The sequence below is a fragment of the Parasutterella muris genome, assembly GCF_943193095.1.
Taxonomy (GTDB): domain Bacteria; phylum Pseudomonadota; class Gammaproteobacteria; order Burkholderiales; family Burkholderiaceae_F; genus Parasutterella; species Parasutterella muris.
Window position 1 is genome coordinate 1 of record NZ_CALPCV010000006.1, and the last position, 17,433, is coordinate 17,433.

The following is a 17,433-nucleotide window of genomic DNA, read 5'->3' on the forward strand; positions in this document are numbered from 1 at the left end:
TGATAATCACGGATTTGATAGCCGTTGCGGCCGACATAGAACGTTCGATATCTCCTCCTATAGCCCGGTAGCCGAGGCTTCCCCTGAAACTTCTCAGGGTGCTTCGAGTATTCAACGGCCGCCTTGGAGAAACTTTTGAACTGTTTGGCTATGACTTGTCCTTGCCTCTGCGCGGAAGCCGCCGACGGCATGGCTCGATAGTCACTGCCGTATTGATGCCTAAGTTCAGTATCCAGTTCTTTACGTGTCAGTACAGGCGCCTTTTCAAAGACACGATGTCTAAGCAGATAGACTGCGCAGTTGCCGAGCTTGCGCGACAATGAACAAAGCTTGTGGCAGGCTTGCCAGTTAGCATTGTTTTTACGAATAACGTGTCGCTCGACTCTTTGAATCATATGCAGTTATCTACCGGTTCTCATTGTGTTTTCAATCTCAAAGCTCACTTGATCTTCGTAGTAGCTTACAGACGAAAAGTTATTTCATCAACGATCTTGGAAAGACTCAAAGAAATTTTTGCTGACTTGTGTCAACGGGATCAAGTCAGGTTTTTGGAGTGCTCTGGAGAAGAGGATCATGTTCATCTATTGATCTCTTACCCTCCGACAATTTGCCTTTCAAATCCGGTACGTAAACTAAAAACCATATCATCTCTGAAAATTCGTCAAGAATTCTTCAATCAGATTCGAAGGATGCTTTGGGGCAAACGCTTTTGGACAAAAAGTTACTGTGTAATATCAGTTGGAGACGGAGCAACAACTGCCATTATTGAGAGATATATCAAAAATCATCGGCTGAATTGACATTCGGCCGGCCGCTATCCATCCCGCGCTTACGCTCGGGGAATTCCGCGGAATTCGTTAAAATAGACGCCAATAAGGAGTCGTTTTATGTGTGCTGCGATATTATGTTTGGAATCTTCGGGAACGCTTTGCTCAGCGGCGGTTTCCGGTTTCAATTCGGAAATCTTTATTCAGTCGGAAGTCGATCAGAAACATACCGAAGTATTTATCGGAATGATTCGCAGAGCGCTCGAATCCGCAGGCGGATCCGCCGATAAACTTGACGCGGTCGCCTTCGGCAACGGTCCGGGCGCCTTTACGGGCGTCCGCGTGGCGTGCGGCCTTGCACAAGGCATCGGCTGGGCGCTTAACCTGCCGCTTATTCCTATCGGAACCCTTACGGCGCTCGCCTACTGCCACCGCAATGTCATTGCCGACGGATGTCGACTGCTTTCGGCGATCGACGCGCGCATGCATGAAACTTACTGCGCGGCCTACCGCTATGAAAACGGCGAGTTTGTCGAAATCCTGGCTCCCTGCACCCGCAAGCCCGAAGAAATTACAGCGCTGTGCGACGACTACAGTATTGAATATGTCTGCGGTAACGCGTTTCGCGTATACGAAAAAGAAATCGGTTCGCTCGGCTCCGTAAAACTCCTTTCTGCAGAAGACGTGAACGCCTCCATGCTGATGCCGCTTGCGCAGCAGGCATTTGCCGAGGGCCGGCTCACAAGCGCGGAAAACGCCTCTCCCCTTTATGTCCGCGACCATGTCGCGATGACAATCAAAGAAAGAGAAGCCGGATTATTTCTCTAGGCAGACACAATGACGGACTTGTTTAAAGTTCTCCCGATGACGGCGGTGCACCTTGACGAGGTCGTCCGCATTGAAGCGCTCTCCTTTTACGAACCTTGGAGCAGCGCTTCCGTCGAATCCTCTTTAAATAAAGACGGATGCTTCGTCGCGGTAGATTCATCCGACACGGTTGTCGGATATTTGATCTTCAGCTATATCTTTGACGAAGGCGAACTTTTACGCATCGCGGTGCATCCTCTGCATAAACGCAAAGGCATCGCATCCCTTCTGATTCGTCAAATGCTTAATGAAGCGAAAGCGCGCAATATTAAACATTGGTTTCTTGAAGTGCGCGCAAGCAACTCTCCCGCCATCCGCATCTATGAGAAGTTCGGCTTTACCGTGATGGGACGAAGAAAAAGCTATTACAAAGGCCCGCACGGCAAAGAAGACGCCATAACCATGCACCTGAACGGAAGCTGACATCGTGCTCGATAAAAGAAAAACCGAACTCTGGAACGCCCTTAATCTCGGACCTCAATGGGTAGAAAGAGGTGAACTGCTCAGTCTCGCAGAGCAAGCGGAGGAGCCTGAAGCCGCTCCCGCGCTGACCGAAGCGCCAAAACCCGCGCCCGAGAATCGTGCGCCTGTACGCTCTGAAGCAGTGCAGAAAGATGCGCCGCAGGCAACTCTGCGTACCGCTTCCGCTCATAGCGTTCCGCGCGAAATGCCGCACCGCACGCCCCCTCAGCCTGTTCGTAAAGCGGCAGCTGAACCGCAGAACACTGCGCACGGCATGAACGACAGAAGCGTCTCCGCGGAAGGCTTTTCTTCTGAAAGACAGGAAAAAATTCTCCATGCGGATTGGACTGAGCTGAAACAATTGGTGCATGACTGCAAAGTCTGCGCGATCAGTCGTCAAAGAATTCAGCCGGTTTTCGGCGAGGGTGAACCGAAGCGGCGCCTGATGCTGATCGGCGAGGCGCCCGGTCGGGAAGAAGACAGTCAGGGTAAACCTTTTGTCGGCCCCTCGGGAAAGCTGCTTGATCATATTCTGGAAGCCTGCGGACTCGATCGTCAAAAGGATCTCGGCATTTTCAATATGCTCAAATGTCGTCCGCCGATGAACGCGACGCCCGAAAAATCTGAAAAAATCGCCTGTCAGCCGTTCCTTGATCGGCAGATCGAGCTGATCGATCCTGATCTGATTGTCGCGATGGGCAAACCCGCCGCATCCCGCTTCTTTGGTGAAGCTAAGGCGCTTAACCCGCTGCGCGGCAAAGTACACGAATTTAATGTCGGGGGAAGAAACCGTAAAGTCATTGTGACTTTCCATCCGTCCTACCTGCTTCGCTCGCCCGGAGAAAAGCGCAAAGCATGGCTCGACTGGTGTCTTATCCTCGACACGCTGGAAGGTTTAACTTCAAATGTCGAAAGAAACAGCCTTTAACGCACTTCCCGTCGTCGGCAAGTCCGCCGCGGATCTGAACCCTAAAGAAAGATACAAAGAAAAAGCACCTGCAGGAAGCGCGCTAGCGCTTTCCGTCGCTCAGAACGGCGCCCGCCTGAAAGCTTCCGGTCGGCTTCTCACCGTCATTTGCTCCGATCCGGGAGATGTGATTCGTCTTGCCGAAGAAGTCCGCTGGTTCGATCCCTCACTTCGCCTGAGCGTTTTTCCGGATTGGGAGACTCTTCCCTACGACGTTCTCAGTCCGCATGCCGACTTGGTGGGCGAGCGGCTTCAGACCCTCTTTAAACTTCTCAACCGCCATTCCGTCAAGGATGGCGTCGATGTGCTGCTGATTTCCGCGAGCACCGCTTCTCAAAGGCTCTCGCCTCGGGAATTTATCGGCGCAACGACGTTCTTCTTCCAAAAGGGCCAGCGCGTTGATCCGACCGAACTTCGCAGAGATCTGGTCGCCCGCGGCTACGAGCATGTCTCTCAGGTGGTCGCGCAAGGTGAGTTCGCCGTTCGCGGAGGACTTCTTGACTTATTCCCGATGGGCGCCAAAAAGCCGTACCGACTGGATTTCTTTGACGACGAGATCGACGAAATCCGCATCTTTGATCCAGATAATCAGCGCTCAGTTGAAAAGGTCGATGAAATTCGTCTGCTTCCCGCGCACGAATTTCCGATGGACAAAGATGCGAGAAGCCGATTCTGCGGACGCTGGAGAGAAAAATTTGACGGCGATCCTTCTAAAGTTTCGCTCTACAAAGACATCGAAAACGGGATTGCGCCCGCCGGAATTGAGAACTATCTTCCGCTCTTTTTTGATAAGACGGAAACCCTCTTTGACTACATCGGCGAAGACTGCACTTTGATGCTGCTCGGAGATGTCAACGAAGCGATTATTCAGTTCGATAAAGAAACCGAGGAGCGCGCCCGTTTTCTTCGCGCTGACGGAGAACGCCCGCTTCTTGATTTGAAAGAGCTTTATCTGACGGCAACAGAATTCTTCGAACACGCGGGAGAATATCCGCGCTTAGTGCTTCTTGACGGACTGCACGAGGCGCCCGATCTTCCGAATGTTTCCATCGAAAGACGCAAGGAAGATCCGCTTGAAGGCCTTAGAGCCTACCGGGATCTTTCCAAGGTTCGAGGCTGCAGGCTCCTGATCATGGCCAATTCCGCAGGACGCCTCGAAACCATTTCCGAAGTCCTGAAAGAAAATCGACTTGCGATTCCTACCACGAAGAATTTCGAGTCTTTCCTTAAAAGCGGCAAGGACTTCGCGCTCTGCTACGGACCTCTCTATGACGGAATGCATCTTGAGGATCCGGCGATCTCCATTCTGACGGAAACCGAACTTTATGCGGGCAGCGAGCGTTCGGTCAGAAGAAAGCGCAGACGCACCGAACGCGAAAGCAACATCGACATGATGATCCGTGATCTGTCGGAGCTGAAAGTCGGTGATCCGGTGGTGCACTTGGAGCACGGCATCGGCCGCTATCGCGGTCTTTCCACAATGGATACGCCGGACGGCCCGGCTGAGTTCCTTCAGATCGATTATGCCAACGAAGCCAAGCTTTACGTTCCTGTCGCGCAGCTGCACTTAATTTCCAGATATTCGGGCTCGGATCCGGAAACCGCTCCGCTTCATTCGCTCGGACGCGGCGAGTGGGAAAAGGCTCGTAAGAAAGCCGCAAAACAGGTCCGTGATACTGCGGCCGAACTGCTCAATATCTATGCGCTGAGAGAGTCCCGCAAGGGTTTCGCCTTTAAGTTCAGTCTGGCCGATTACGAAGCATTTTCCGAGGCTTTCCCGTTTGAAGAAACCGCCGATCAGAGTGCTGCGATCCGAGCGGTTTATGAAGACATGATTTCCGATAAGCCGATGGACAGACTCGTCTGCGGCGACGTCGGCTTCGGCAAGACTGAAGTCGCGCTGCGAGCGGCGTTCATGGCAGTTATGGGCGGCAAACAAGTCGCGGTTCTTTGTCCGACCACTCTGCTTGCTGAGCAGCACGCTCAGACATTTAAGGACCGCTTCGCGGATTTTCCGGTCCGCATCGCCGAACTCTCCCGCTTCCGCTCGACTAAGGAGACCCAGGCTGCGATCAACGGCCTGAAGGACGGCTCTATTGACATTGTGGTCGGCACGCACAAGATTCTTTCCGACAAGGTCGAATTCAAAGATCTCGGTTTAGTCGTCATTGATGAAGAACACAGATTTGGCGTGCGGCAGAAAGAGCAGCTGAAATCGCTTCGTTCGGAGGTGGACATTCTGACGCTGACCGCGACCCCGATACCGAGAACGCTTTCCATGTCGCTTGAAGGCATTCGCGACTTCTCTGTGATTGCGACGGCGCCGCAGAAACGTCTTGCGATCAAGACATTCGTTCAGCGCGAAAGCGACTCTCTGATTCGTGAGGCTGTGCTGCGTGAACTTAAACGCGGCGGTCAGGTCTATTTCCTGCATAACGAAGTGGAAACAATTGAGAACGCTCGGGCTCGACTCGAAAAACTGCTTCCCGAAGCTCGTATCGGCGTCGCCCACGGACAGATGAATGAGCGTGAACTTGAACGCGTCATGAGGGACTTCTATGCACAGCGTACCAATGTGCTTCTGTGCACGACCATTATTGAAACCGGCATCGACATCCCGAACGCCAACACGATCATCATGCACCGTGCGGATAAATTCGGTTTGGCGCAGCTGCATCAGCTGAGAGGCCGTGTCGGCCGCTCGCACCATCAGGCTTACGCGTATTTAATGACGCCGGGCGAAGGCGCAATTACCAAAAACGCCGGCAAGCGGCTTGAAGCGATTAAGGAAATGGAAGAGCTCGGAAGCGGTTTCTATCTGGCGATGCATGACTTGGAAATCCGAGGAGCCGGCGAGGTCTTGGGAGAGCATCAAAGCGGGAGCATGACGGGTGTGGGCTTTGACCTCTACACCCAAATGCTTGACTCGGCGGTGACCGCGCTTAAAGAAGGACGTGAACCTGATCTGCTTTCGCCGCTGGAAGCGACCACGGAAATCAACCTGCACTCGCCTGCCCTGCTGCGTTCAGACTACGTGCCGGACGTCCATAACCGTCTGATGTTCTACAAGCGTCTTGCGCAGGTCAAGACACGTGAAGATCTGTACGAAATTCAGGAAGAAATCGTTGACCGCTACGGCAAACTGACCGAAGAGGCAAAGAATCTCATTCTTACCCATCGCATTCGTATTGAAGCTAAGCCGCTCGGCGTTAAAAAAATCGATGCGGCCGATGAAGCCATCATCATGACATTTGTGGATAACCCTAGTTTTGATCCTCAAAAATTCTTTTTCATGCTTCAAAAGAATAGAAATATGCGCATGATGGGACCGAATCGGTTACGATTAGAGGCTTATAACGAGACCCCTGATAAACGAGGGGATGCCATTCTCAGAATTCTCAAGGAGCTGACGTGAACCAGGATCTAGTTCTCCAAACCAAGATCGGACATGAAGAGACTCTGCAAAAATTTCTGCATACCATCGGCCGGAAGGGAGTCATAAAAGAGCCCTGCGCGGTTCGTCTTCAGCGAATGAATCGAGAGGAATTTGAGACGCGATGGGCAGGCAAATGCCGCGCGCTTCAAATCGACGCCAATTGGATTGAACCGAGTTTGAAGCTGAGTCAGTTCAAGCTTTTTGCGACCGATATGGATTCCACGTTTCTGAATCTGGAAACACTCGATGAGATGGCATCCTTTGTCGGCAAAGGCGAAGATGTCGCCAAAATTACCGAACTGGCGATGCAGGGCAAAATTCATAACTACGCTGAGAGTCTCACAGCCCGCGTCAAACTGCTCGCCGGCGCCGACGCCTCTATCGTGGATCGTCTGATTGATCGTCACATCAGGCCAAATCCCGGAGCGGAAAAACTGGTCTCTGCGCTTAAAGAAGCCGGAATTCCGATGCTTCTTGTCTCGGGCGGATTCAGCTGCGTCACGGAAGTGGTCAAAGCCCGCTACGGCTTTACACACGTCATCAGCAACGAACTTGAAATCATCGACGGTAAATTGACGGGCCGCGTGACCGGACCTTTCGGCACGCCGATTATTGACGGCCGCGGCAAGATTTCCTATGTGTCAGCCTACGCTCTGCAGCACGGCATTGAACTCTCCCAGCTCATCACGATGGGCGACGGCTCCAACGATATTCCGATGCTGGAGGCGGCCGGCCTTTCCATCGCCTGGCATGCCAAACCCAAGGTTCGTCCGCATGCGAAACAGGCGTTCGATTTCGCGCCGCTCTCCGGACTGCTCGCCCTTTTTAGTTAGTTCGCTTATTAAGGAATTTTTTCGATTCCTATCTTAGAATTTTCCCTTATATGATCAATTTTTGCACGAATATTCGTGTCAAATTTTAAATAAATAGAATCCTTTCATTCAATCTTTTGATTTATTTTCGAAGAACATCGACTGTTACAGTTAGAAATAGATCAATGATAATACAAGTATCCGTGCAAAATTAGAACGTCGCTTCTCCCGGCAAAGAATAGACTGTAAGCGTATTCAATACTCAATCACCGGGAGAAATAATGACTATTCGTGTGACGCCATGGGGACATGACGCATTTGACGCGACAAGCCCCGAAGCCAAGAAAAAAGACTGGGCTTATTGGCAGAACCGCATGAACCGAGCCTCGCTGGTTATGCTCGAGAGCGAGCGCATCATTGATCATGAGACCGCGGTCAAAATTGCACGCGCGCAGAAAAGAGCCGAAGGGATTCAGGATGAACCGGGCAGGGAACGCCTTACGGACATCATGCCTCTGGAAAAGCTTCTGATTGAGGCCTGCGGCGAATCCGCCACTCTGATCCACTCCGGACGCAGCCGTCAGGACATGTTCACTACGCTCAATCAGGCAAGACTGCGTCTGGCGGTTCTCGATTTCTATGACGCTTTCAATGCGCTTCGCACCCGACTGCTGAAAATTGCCAAAGACAACGTCGAGACTTACATCCCTGCCTACACCAACGGCGTTCAGGCGATGCCGATCACGCTTGCCTTCTATCTGTGCGGATTTTTGGAATCGTTCGAGCGCGACGCGGATCGTATCAATGAAGCTTATCAGCGTATCAACCGAAGCGCCCTTGGCGCTGCGGTTCTCGCCTGCTCGAGCTGGCCGCTCAACCGCGAGAAGCTTGCTTCGCTTTTAGGGTTTGACAGCCCCATAAAAAACGGTCTGGACGCCGCTCAGATCAGTCTCTTTGACGTACCGCTTGAAGCCGCCTCGATTTCCGCAAACGTGGCGATCCGCATCGGAGTGCTGATGCAGGACTTGGCTCAGCAGTATTCACAGACTCGGCCCTGGCTGCTGCTTGATCAGTCTGCTGCCTACGGCTCGTCCGCGATGCCGCAGAAGCGCAACCCGGGCGTCCTAAATAAAACCCGTGCGGTTGCCTCTGACGTGGTCGGCGCGATGCAGACATCTTTCCTTCGGGCGCACAACCTGCAGCTTGGCATGTACGACAATAAGGAAACGGTGCTTGAAGACTGTTCCGGCGTCTTTGTTAAGGGCGTTGAAATGCTTCAGCTGACCGATCTTGCCTTCTCTCAGCTTCGTGTGAACGCCAAACGCAGCCTGGAAGAATTAAATTCCGACTGGACCACAACGATGGCGCTTGCTGAAGCGCTGCAGAGAAAGTTCGGCCTTCCCTTTAGAATCGGCCACACCTTCGCCAGCGAAATCGTGACAGTCGCCCGTCAAAAAGAGCTTTATCCCGATAACTTCCCGTATGAGCTAGCCGCCGAGATCTTCGGTAAAGTCACAGAGCGTCTCGACGGAAAAGCGCAGGAATTCAAGCTCACGGAATCCCAGCTGCGCGAGGCGCTTTCTCCGGTACACGCGGTTAAAAATACGGTCGGAGCCGGTTCCCCTTCCCCCGAAAACGTTCGCAAATCTATTGAAGAGCTTGAAGAGCGCATCGCTTTAGACACCGACACCGTCAAGACCCTTCGTGACAAACTTCAGCAAAGTGACGAAATGCTGGATAAAGCCTTCGAAAACCTTCTCTCTCAACCCTAAGGAACTCATTATGATTTGGATTGGCTTAGCAATTGTTGTTCTAACTTTCTACCTCATTTATAAAAACTATGAAGCCCGTCTGGTGCTCGCCTGCTCCGGTTTAATCATGGCTTTCATCGGCCAGGTATTCGCGGGATCATCCACAACGGTGTCCGTCGCAGTAGACGCATTTGTCAAACAGCTCGTTAACGGCGGCTTGGTTCCGACTATTGTGACCGTCATGGGCTTTGGTTATGTCATGACGTATACCAAATGTTCAGATCATTTAGTCAACATGCTGGTTAAACCGCTGACACATGTACCGTTCATAGTCATCCCCGGCGCCGCGCTGATTACCTGGGTTCTCAACATCATTCTGCCGTCAGCGGCCGGTATTGCGGCCGCGGTCGGTGTTCTGCTGATTCCTGCACTGATCGCGCTCAAAGTTCGTCCTGTCATGGCGGCTGCCGCCGTGTTTGTCGGAACTTGGGGTTCAGTGGTCAGCCCGGGCCTGATGTTCAATCCGCAGATTGCTTCTATCGCTTTCAAAGCTAAAGAAATCCCGTCCGCTGACGCCATGATCGTGATTATGCAGGAAGCGCTTCCGTGCGCCGTGGGTGCCGTCGTCGCCGCGATCGTTCTTGCCGTGATCTGCGCGTTCTTAAAGGAAGGCGTGGGCTCGACAGAGATCACCAAAGAGTTGCCCGAAGGCGAAGAAATTCAGAAAGATTTCAAAGTTAATCCGATCAAAGCGATTGTTCCGATTATTCCGCTCGCGCTTCTGGTCCTTGCGTCCAAGCAGGTCGGTCTTCTTCCGACTAAAGCGTTCTCCGTTCCGGTCTGCATGCTGATCGGTACCGCAATCGGCATCGTTGTCGCGATCTTTAATAAGCAGAAAGTCGGCGACGTCTCCAAGCGTTTCTGCCGCGGTGCCGGCGACGGCTTCTGTGATGTCGTGATCCTGATCGCCGCTGCCGCGCTCTTTGCCGCCGGCATGAAGTCGATCGGTTTAACCGGCACGCTCGTTGACGCCATGAAAGGTTCTCAGTCGGTCGCCATGTTCGCCGCCGCTGTCGGTCCCTTTGTTATGGCCGCGATCTGCGGTTCCGGCAATGCCGCTGCACTTGCCTTTAACGAAGCCATTACTCCGAACGCGGCTGATTTCGGTCTGACCGTCGTTCAGCTCGGCGCAGTCGCTCAGATTGCCGCGGGCCTTGGCCGCACAATGTCTCCGGTCGCAGGCGGCGTCATCATTCTCGCAGGTATCGCCGGCGTGAATCCGATGGAAATCGTCAAACGCACAGCGATCCCGGTCATTCTCGCACTGGTTGTTGTAACCGTCTTAATGTTCATCCTGAACTAATAGGCCCTTCCCCCGGGCGGCTTCGGCCGCCCATTTTTTTATCTGCGCGTTCCTGACACTCAGTATTCTTTCGACTTTTGGAATTACCGTTTATTTGCTAATCCTCTCGGGTAAAAACCTCTCTATGCACCCACCCGAGAATATGTAACAATGGCCCAAAAAATTTAAAAATGATGAAGTGGTCAACGGTGAACAGAGTTAGAAAGATATTTAACGCTGCAGCCTCTGTGTTCGCAGCGCTGACCTTTTGTACCTACGCTCATGCCGATGAGATCAAAATCGGCATCATTGACTCTTTCAATCCGGGCCTGTTTTCAGAAACACTCAGCCCGACATTGGATTATCTAAACCAAAAACTTCCGCAGCATCAGTTCAAATTTGTTCCAGTGAATTCGATCAATCCGGCCGAAGATCTCAAAAGGCAGGATGTCAGTTTCTTTATCTGCTCTGCAGGGACATTTCACGAGCTCAGTCTCCTGCAGGGTGCGATGCACATCGCGACTAGAAAGACCGTCCTCTCTGAGGATCCGTCTGCATCCGAAGCAAGTACGTTTGTGACGCTCGCCGATCGAAAAGATCTGGACTCCCTGGCGTCGCTGAAAGGAAAGACCGTTGTCGCCTCTCAGCCGAACTCCTTTGACGGCTGGCTCATCGCACTCCATGAAATACATAAGCTCGGCTTTAACCCAGACAACTTTTTCTCAAAGGCCCTCTTCTCGCATTTTCAATTTCCGGACGCGCTGATGGCGCTCGTCGAAAGGAAAGCGGATGTCGCGATCTTATCAGCCTGCCTGCTTGAGAAAATGGCGGATGAAGGCCTGCTGGACCAAAGCGAATTCAAGGTTGTCGCGCCAAAATCCAATACAACACTTCATTGCGCGCATTCAACGGATCTCTATCCCGGCATTGTCTTTGCCTCCGTGGAACAGACCTCTCCGAAATTGGCCTGGGAAGTAACTTCCGCACTCATTTCCATAGGAGCGACCAACGACTACGAATGGACGATTGCCAACCGCTTCTCCAAAGTCAGCGACTTGTATCGCGACCTTCAGATCGGTCCCTACGCTTATCTCAAAGACTGGAGCCTAAACGGAGTCATCAGCCGCTTCGGAACAGAGATCGGAGTCGCCGCTTTACTGCTTCTCATGCTCATCGGCAACTGGTTCTATCTCAGAAGGACCGTTGCCAAACGGACGGCTCAGGTCAAGCGAACGCTTGAAAGACAAATTCAGCTGGAAAAAGAGCAGCGCGAATCCAGACTCCGACTCGCTCAGCTGGAAAAATTCGGCGTGATCTCCCAGATGTCCGGGATGCTGGCTCACGAATGCCAGCAGCCGCTGATGGCGATCAACAACTACTTGGCAGGCCTCAAGTATCACCTCCAAAAAGAAGGCCGCTCGGACGCGCTGACCGCAAAAGCCATCTCAAATCTGGAATCCAACAGCGAGAGGATCGGCGACATCATCATCCGCGTGCGCAATTACGCCAAACGCAAACGCGGCACACTCAAAAGATGCGATTTAACTCAGATCGCAGAAAGCGCACTTACCGTTCTCGCTTCAGGACAGTACAAAAATATTCCGATTAAATACCAGGGACCCCAACACGCTTATGTCAGTGGCGAACCTCTGGAACTGGAACTGCTGATGATCAATCTGATGCGCAACGCCTGCAGCGCCGCAGAATCTCAAAGTCAGCCGGCCGTTTCTCTTACGATTACCGACGCCGACACCGATCACTTTTGTATTGAGGTGGAAGACAACGGCCCGGCGCTCGACGATGCCGGATTTGCCAGACTTAAATCTCTTGGCGACAGCATTAAGCCCAACGGAATGGGCATCGGTCTTTCTCTTGTGAGAGGAATCGCGGACAGTCACGGCGGCACGCTGGAATTCAGCCGCCTTCAGCCAAACGGCATAAGCGCGAAGTTCACCATTGAAAAGGATAAGGGAAATGAAGCACCCGCTGGTTAGAATTATTGACGACGACGCAGACGCTCGAAGCTCCACCTCGTTCTTCCTCAGCGTGATGGGCTGGGAAATCAAAGAATACGAAAGCGCCGTTCACTTCCTTGAAACCGACGATCTTTCAAGACCGGGCTGTCTGGTGCTTGATGTGCGTATGCCTGAGATGACAGGCATGGAGCTGCAGGTCAAATTAAATCAAAAGGACTGCCGCCTTCCTATTATCTTTCTATCAGGTCATGGAGATTTGGATATGGCGGTGCACGCGCTCAAGCGCGGCGCCTCTGACTTCCTTGAAAAAACTTCCAAACCCGAGCGGCTTCAGGCTGCCGTCTGCAAAGCGGTCAAAGAAAGTGTTGCACTGACAGAAAGCATCGAATCCCGCGAGAAGCTGAAATCGGTCTTTGAGTCTCTAACGCCAAGAGAAAAAGAGGTTGCACTGCGTGTAGCTAAAGGGGAACTCAATAAGGTCATTGCTTATGACTTAGGCATTAGCGAGCGTACGGTAAAGATGCATCGCTCAAACGTCTGCGCAAAACTTAATGTAGCCTCAGCCGTGGAGCTGGCAGCCTTCCTTAACGAACTGCAGGTATCGTATGAATAGACGCTTTTTTCTTTTGGGCTCGCTGCTGAGCTGCGTTCCTACGCTTTCAGCCGCATCTGAAAAAGAATACAGTCTGATCATCATCGGGTCCGGCGCCGCAGGGCTTTCCGCTGCGGCCGCTGCCGCGGAAACCGGTTTAAAAGATATCCTTGTCATTGAAAAAGCTCCCTTCATCGGCGGACACTCCGCGCTCTCGGGCGGAAGCGTCAACGCCGTGGATCCGGAAATGCAGCTGCGCCAAGGCATTAAAGACAGTCCCGAATTATGGGAGCAGCAGATTCTTGAAACCGGCGCATATCGTAACGATCCGGCACTGGTAAGAACGCTTGTCAGCAATGCCTACCCAACTTTCCAATGGCTCTCCGGACTTGGAATCCCTTTCCAGGAAGAGGTTTTTGAAGCCTGGTCCGGCAAGCATAAACGAGCGCATTCTGCCGGAGCCAAACGGAACGGCATGCTGTATCTGCGCACCCTCAATCGCCATGCCCGGGATTTGGGCGTGCAGATGCTGCTCAACACCAAAGCTGAACGCCTGATTTTTGAGGATGGAAGAGTCCAAGGCATCAGCGTCATTGATAAAAACAAGCGGCAGAGACTGATTCGAGCTAAAGCGGTCCTTATCGCAACCGGAGGCTTTACCGGGAACCTTTCCATGCGGATGCGCTACGACCAGAGGCTCGACGGCAACATCCGCAGTACCGCCGATCCCAACGGAACAGGATACGACAGCGCATCCGGTGACGGCATTCTTATGGCTGAGACAATCGGCGCGAAAACCGTGGATATGGATGCGATACAGCTCATTCCGCTTCAGGGCGGCCGCCTTCTTGACTACGTCGGAGGCGACATCTTCCTTGATTCATCCGGAAAAAGATTTGTGGATGAAAGCGCTGAAGTGCGCTTTGTCTCGGAAGCGTTTCTGAATCTTCCCGACCGCGTCATGTGGGTGGTGACTGACGCTCAGTCAACCAAGAATTCCGGCTTAGAAGCAAAACTTCTGACGGGCGTTGTCGACACAGCGGGCAGCATCCAAGAACTTGCGGACAAAATGGGTGTCGACCGCGCAGTCCTGAAATACACGATTGACCGCTACAACAAGTTTGCTGAACAAGGAAGGGACGAGGACTTCGGTAAAACCACATTTACTCAGAAAATCGAGAAACCGCCCTTTTATTTCGGAAAAGAACGCTTTGACGCGCACTTCAGCTGCGGCGGTCTCAAAATCAATCCTTCAGCCCAAGTCCTGGATCAGGCGGACCGTCCGATTAAAAACCTTTATGCGGCAGGCGAAGTCACGGGCGGTATCCATGGCGCGGATCGCTTAGGAGGCGACTCGCTAATCTCCTGCTTTGTGTTTGGCCGAATCGCCGGACTCAAAATCGCCGAAGAACTCAATCGGCGATAACGAGTATGCACCTTGGTGCATATGCACGAAGGTACATTATGGCCAAAAGCCGGACACGACAAAATATCCATCAACAAGGTTTCACTTTTAAAACTCAACTTCTTGATGGAGATTAAAAATGCAGAAAATTATCGTTGCTTCCGCTTTAGCACTCGCAGTTTCCGCCGCTTGGGCCGACCAGACTGTTCAGGCTGACGTTGTCATCGTCGGCGCGGGCGGTGCCGGTTTCTCAGCCGCCGTCTCCGCTGCCGAAGCCGGTGCAAAAAACATTGTTCTTCTTGAAAAGAATCCTGTTGTCGGCGGCCATACCGTCATCTCCGGCGGTTCCGTGAACGCGGTTGACCACGAACGTCAGAAAGCGCTCGGCATTGAAGACTCCGCAGAAAAGATGGCTGCTCAGACAATGAAAGCCGGCGACTTCCGCGCCAATCCCGAACTGGTTAAAACACTTGCCGACAATTCCGAAGCGGCCATTAAATGGATGGAAAAACTCGGCGTACAGTGGAACCCGCGTGTCTTCGAAGCTTGGGGCGGCCTCTTCGCTCGTTCTCACAACTCCGGAGACAAGAACGCCGGACACGATTACATCCGCGTTCTCAACAAAGCAGCTAAAGAACACGGTGTACAGGTTAAGACCAATACACGCGCAATTGAGCTGATCCGCAAAGACGACAAATCTCCGGTTGAAGGCGTCGTCGCTCAGACAAAGAACGGCGAAAAGATTACTTATCAGGCCAAAGCAGTTGTTCTGGCAACCGGCGGCTTCACCGCGAACGTTCCGATGCGTATGCGCTATGACAGACGCTTAGACGCCTCCTTCAAAACAACCGCCAACCCGACCGGCAAATCCTTTGACGGCTCTACCGGTGACGGTATCAACATGGCTACAAAGATCGGCGCTGATACTGACGGCATGAACTACATCCAGCTGATTCCGTTCGTCGGCGGCCGCTGCATCGACTACGTAGGCGGTGACATCTTCGTAGATCCTCAGGGCAAGCGCTTCGTCAATGAAGGCGGAAGACGCGACGCCATCGCTGACGCTGTTCTCGCTCTTCCCGGCAGAACAATGTGGGTCATCACGGACGACCAGTCTCTGAAGGGCGCCTCCGTTGAAGGCAAGCTGAAGAAAGGCATCGTCTTTAAGGCCGACACCGTCGAAGAAATGGCTCAGAAGATGGGCGTTGATCCGAAGGTTCTTCAGGCCACACTCGACCGCTACAACGAATTTGCAGCCAAGAAGGAAGACCCGGACTTCGGCAAGACCACATTCACTCAGCTCATCAACAAGCCGCCGTATTTCTTCGGTAAAGAAACTCAGGACGTTCACTTCTCCTGCGGCGGTCTCAGAATCACACCGAACGCTGAAGTTGTGGATGTGAACGGCAAAGTCATTCCGGGCCTCTACGCAGCCGGCGAAACCACCGGCGGTATCCACGGTACGAACCGTGCCGGCGGCAACGCTCTGATTGACAACTTCGTCTTCGGCCGCATCGCCGGTCAGCAGGCAGCAAATCTCGCTAAATAATCTGTGGAGGCCTATATGAAATTATCACCCCTATTTATAGGCCTCGCCGCAGCTGCTCTGTTCTCATTCAGCTGCGCTGAGGCGGCAGGAGTCGCTGAAAAGCACGCAGCGAAGAATATGCCCTGCACGGTCTGCCACCAGGCTCCGACAGGCGGTCAGGATGTGGAATACACAAAATGCGTTCAGTGCCACAACCCGGATCAGCTGAAAACGGCAGGCGAAAAGATTAAGCCTAAGTTTGACGGTCTGAATCCGCATGCACCGCACTTCGAAGATCTGAGCTGCATGGAGTGCCACAAAGGTCATGCGCCGCAGGAAAACTTCTGCGCCGGCTGCCACGGCAAGTAATTCGGATTTAGTTTTTTGATAGTTCTCCTTGGGTCGGCCCGAAACACAAAGTTTCGGGCCGTTTTTTTCGGAGAAAAAACTACACAATAAAAGAATATTTTTCCTGCAGACGACGCTTCTGCTCACCTTCGATTTCTCTTCGTCTGCGAACATAAAAATCGATAAACATCTGCACGCGGCGAAGTTTAAAGGCGGCAAGCGTTGCGCCGATATAGTTGTCCAAATTAGGAATGCGCCAGCCGTTAAGCACGGGAACCAGCTTGCCTTCCATAATCTCGTCAAAACAGTGATGCAGCGGCATATCAAGCACAATGCCGCAGCCTTCCACCGCCGCGGTTTTTGCAAGCAGGATGTTGTTGAACCGAATCATGGATTTCCAGCGGAATGTCTGAACACGGCCGTTCTTCTCCATCACATCCGAGTGCGGTCGAACGCGGCCCGTGTAGATGACGCCCGAATGATTGACAAGTTCTTCGGGAGAAGTCGGAGAGCCCGCTTCTTTAAGATATTTGGGAGAGGCGCACGGCACAAAAAGCGATCTGGTGACCCAGTTCTCCACAAGATTGGCACTGTTGACCGGACCGTAATAAAGCATGAGATCGGTCTGACCGCCCATGAACGCTTTAGGATCATCATCTCCGATCACGTCAAAGGAAACCTGCGGATGGCGCTTTTGGAATTCCGCAATCAAAGGCACAACCTGAGTCTGCAGAAATCCCGGCATCGCACCAAACCGAATGCCGCCTTTATCTGAGTCCGCGTTTTCTTTCTCGGCTTCCAGCGTCTTTCTGATGTCCGAAATCATCGGCTCAATCTTTGCGCGAAGCTCCAGAGCGGCCATTGTCGGTTCAAGCTTCCTGCCCTGCCGCTCTAAAAGCCGATGCCCGGTCTCTTCCTCGAGCGAAGAAATCAATCGCGAAAGACGGCTTCTCTGGATGGAATTCATATCTGCCACCCGTGTGATCGAACCTTCGTCCATAACCTTGAAAACCAGTTCCCAAAGACCGAGGTGCAGACTTTTCCATTGATTTGAAAGCATGAAGAGAATCCTTAATCCGCCGATGAGCCTTAATGTGTATTTGGACGGCAAACTAATTTAGCCTGCGAAGCGCCCGTATCGGACAATTTTAAAACAATTGAATTTAGAATACAGATAGCC

14 protein-coding genes and 1 pseudogene are annotated in these 17,433 nt (G+C 52.5%); 13 read left to right on the forward strand and 2 right to left on the reverse strand.

Annotated elements, in window-relative coordinates:
* A pseudogene (locus tag NFR90_RS03495) lies at window positions 1–395 on the reverse strand (RNA-guided endonuclease InsQ/TnpB family protein); the annotation flags it as partial.
* On the opposite strand from NFR90_RS03495, the gene tnpA reads away from it, so the two are divergent.
* The 13 genes from tnpA (at window position 396) to NFR90_RS03555 (ending at window position 16,274) form a co-directional block, all read left to right on the forward strand.
* Complete coding sequence (tnpA, locus tag NFR90_RS11660) at window positions 396–800, forward strand: IS200/IS605 family transposase (protein WP_160334271.1); 405 nt, start codon at window positions 396–398, stop codon at window positions 798–800.
* An 87-nt stretch (window positions 801–887) separates the two neighbouring features.
* Complete coding sequence (tsaB, locus tag NFR90_RS03500) at window positions 888–1,595, forward strand: tRNA (adenosine(37)-N6)-threonylcarbamoyltransferase complex dimerization subunit type 1 TsaB (RefSeq protein WP_160334272.1); 708 nt, start codon at window positions 888–890, stop codon at window positions 1,593–1,595.
* Between the two features lie 9 nt (window positions 1,596–1,604).
* Complete coding sequence (gene rimI, locus NFR90_RS03505) at window positions 1,605–2,057, forward strand: ribosomal protein S18-alanine N-acetyltransferase (protein WP_251450744.1); 453 nt, start codon at window positions 1,605–1,607, stop codon at window positions 2,055–2,057.
* 4 nt (window positions 2,058–2,061) lie between these two features.
* The gene (locus tag NFR90_RS03510) at window positions 2,062–3,024 is read left to right on the forward strand and encodes a uracil-DNA glycosylase (protein ID WP_160334274.1); all 963 of its coding nucleotides are present in this window, start codon (window positions 2,062–2,064) and stop codon (window positions 3,022–3,024) included.
* On the forward strand, window positions 3,002–6,478 hold the full coding sequence (mfd, locus tag NFR90_RS03515) for a transcription-repair coupling factor (protein WP_251450746.1): 3,477 nt from the start codon (window positions 3,002–3,004) through the stop codon (window positions 6,476–6,478). The genes NFR90_RS03510 and mfd overlap by 23 nt, the downstream gene beginning before the upstream one ends.
* Window positions 6,475–7,332, forward strand: coding sequence for a phosphoserine phosphatase SerB (serB, locus tag NFR90_RS03520; RefSeq protein WP_160334276.1), 858 nt, complete (start codon window positions 6,475–6,477; stop codon window positions 7,330–7,332). The genes mfd and serB overlap by 4 nt, the downstream gene beginning before the upstream one ends.
* A 260-nt stretch (window positions 7,333–7,592) precedes the next feature.
* Window positions 7,593–9,083: a lyase family protein gene (locus tag NFR90_RS03525; RefSeq protein WP_251450748.1), complete on the forward strand. Its 1,491-nt coding sequence runs from the start codon at window positions 7,593–7,595 to the stop codon at window positions 9,081–9,083.
* A 10-nt stretch (window positions 9,084–9,093) separates the two neighbouring features.
* On the forward strand, window positions 9,094–10,425 hold the full coding sequence (gene dcuC / locus NFR90_RS03530; RefSeq protein ID WP_160334278.1) for a C4-dicarboxylate transporter DcuC: 1,332 nt from the start codon (window positions 9,094–9,096) through the stop codon (window positions 10,423–10,425).
* Window positions 10,426–10,598: 173 nt separating this feature from the next.
* Window positions 10,599–12,398: a sensor histidine kinase gene (locus NFR90_RS03535; protein ID WP_251450750.1), complete on the forward strand. Its 1,800-nt coding sequence runs from the start codon at window positions 10,599–10,601 to the stop codon at window positions 12,396–12,398.
* A complete protein-coding gene (locus tag NFR90_RS03540) occupies window positions 12,379–12,993 on the forward strand; it encodes a response regulator transcription factor (protein WP_251450752.1) in 615 nt (204 codons plus the stop codon). The genes NFR90_RS03535 and NFR90_RS03540 overlap by 20 nt, the downstream gene beginning before the upstream one ends.
* Window positions 12,986–14,398 carry an FAD-dependent oxidoreductase gene (locus NFR90_RS03545; protein ID WP_251450760.1) on the forward strand — a complete coding sequence of 471 codons (1,413 nt, stop codon included), beginning with the start codon at window positions 12,986–12,988 and terminating at the stop codon, window positions 14,396–14,398. Before NFR90_RS03540 ends, NFR90_RS03545 begins: the two co-directional genes overlap by 8 nt.
* A 118-nt stretch (window positions 14,399–14,516) precedes the next feature.
* A complete protein-coding gene (locus NFR90_RS03550; protein ID WP_251450762.1) occupies window positions 14,517–15,926 on the forward strand; it encodes an FAD-dependent oxidoreductase in 1,410 nt (469 codons plus the stop codon).
* A 15-nt stretch (window positions 15,927–15,941) separates the two neighbouring features.
* Window positions 15,942–16,274, forward strand: a complete 333-nt coding sequence (locus NFR90_RS03555) for a cytochrome c3 family protein (protein WP_251450764.1) — start codon at window positions 15,942–15,944, stop codon at window positions 16,272–16,274.
* Between the two features lie 79 nt (window positions 16,275–16,353).
* Here the strand turns inward: NFR90_RS03555 and NFR90_RS03560 are convergent, their stop codons facing one another.
* Complete coding sequence (locus tag NFR90_RS03560; RefSeq protein ID WP_251450766.1) at window positions 16,354–17,313, reverse strand: LysR family transcriptional regulator; 960 nt, start codon at window positions 17,311–17,313, stop codon at window positions 16,354–16,356.
* Window positions 17,314–17,433: the final 120 nt, after the last annotated feature.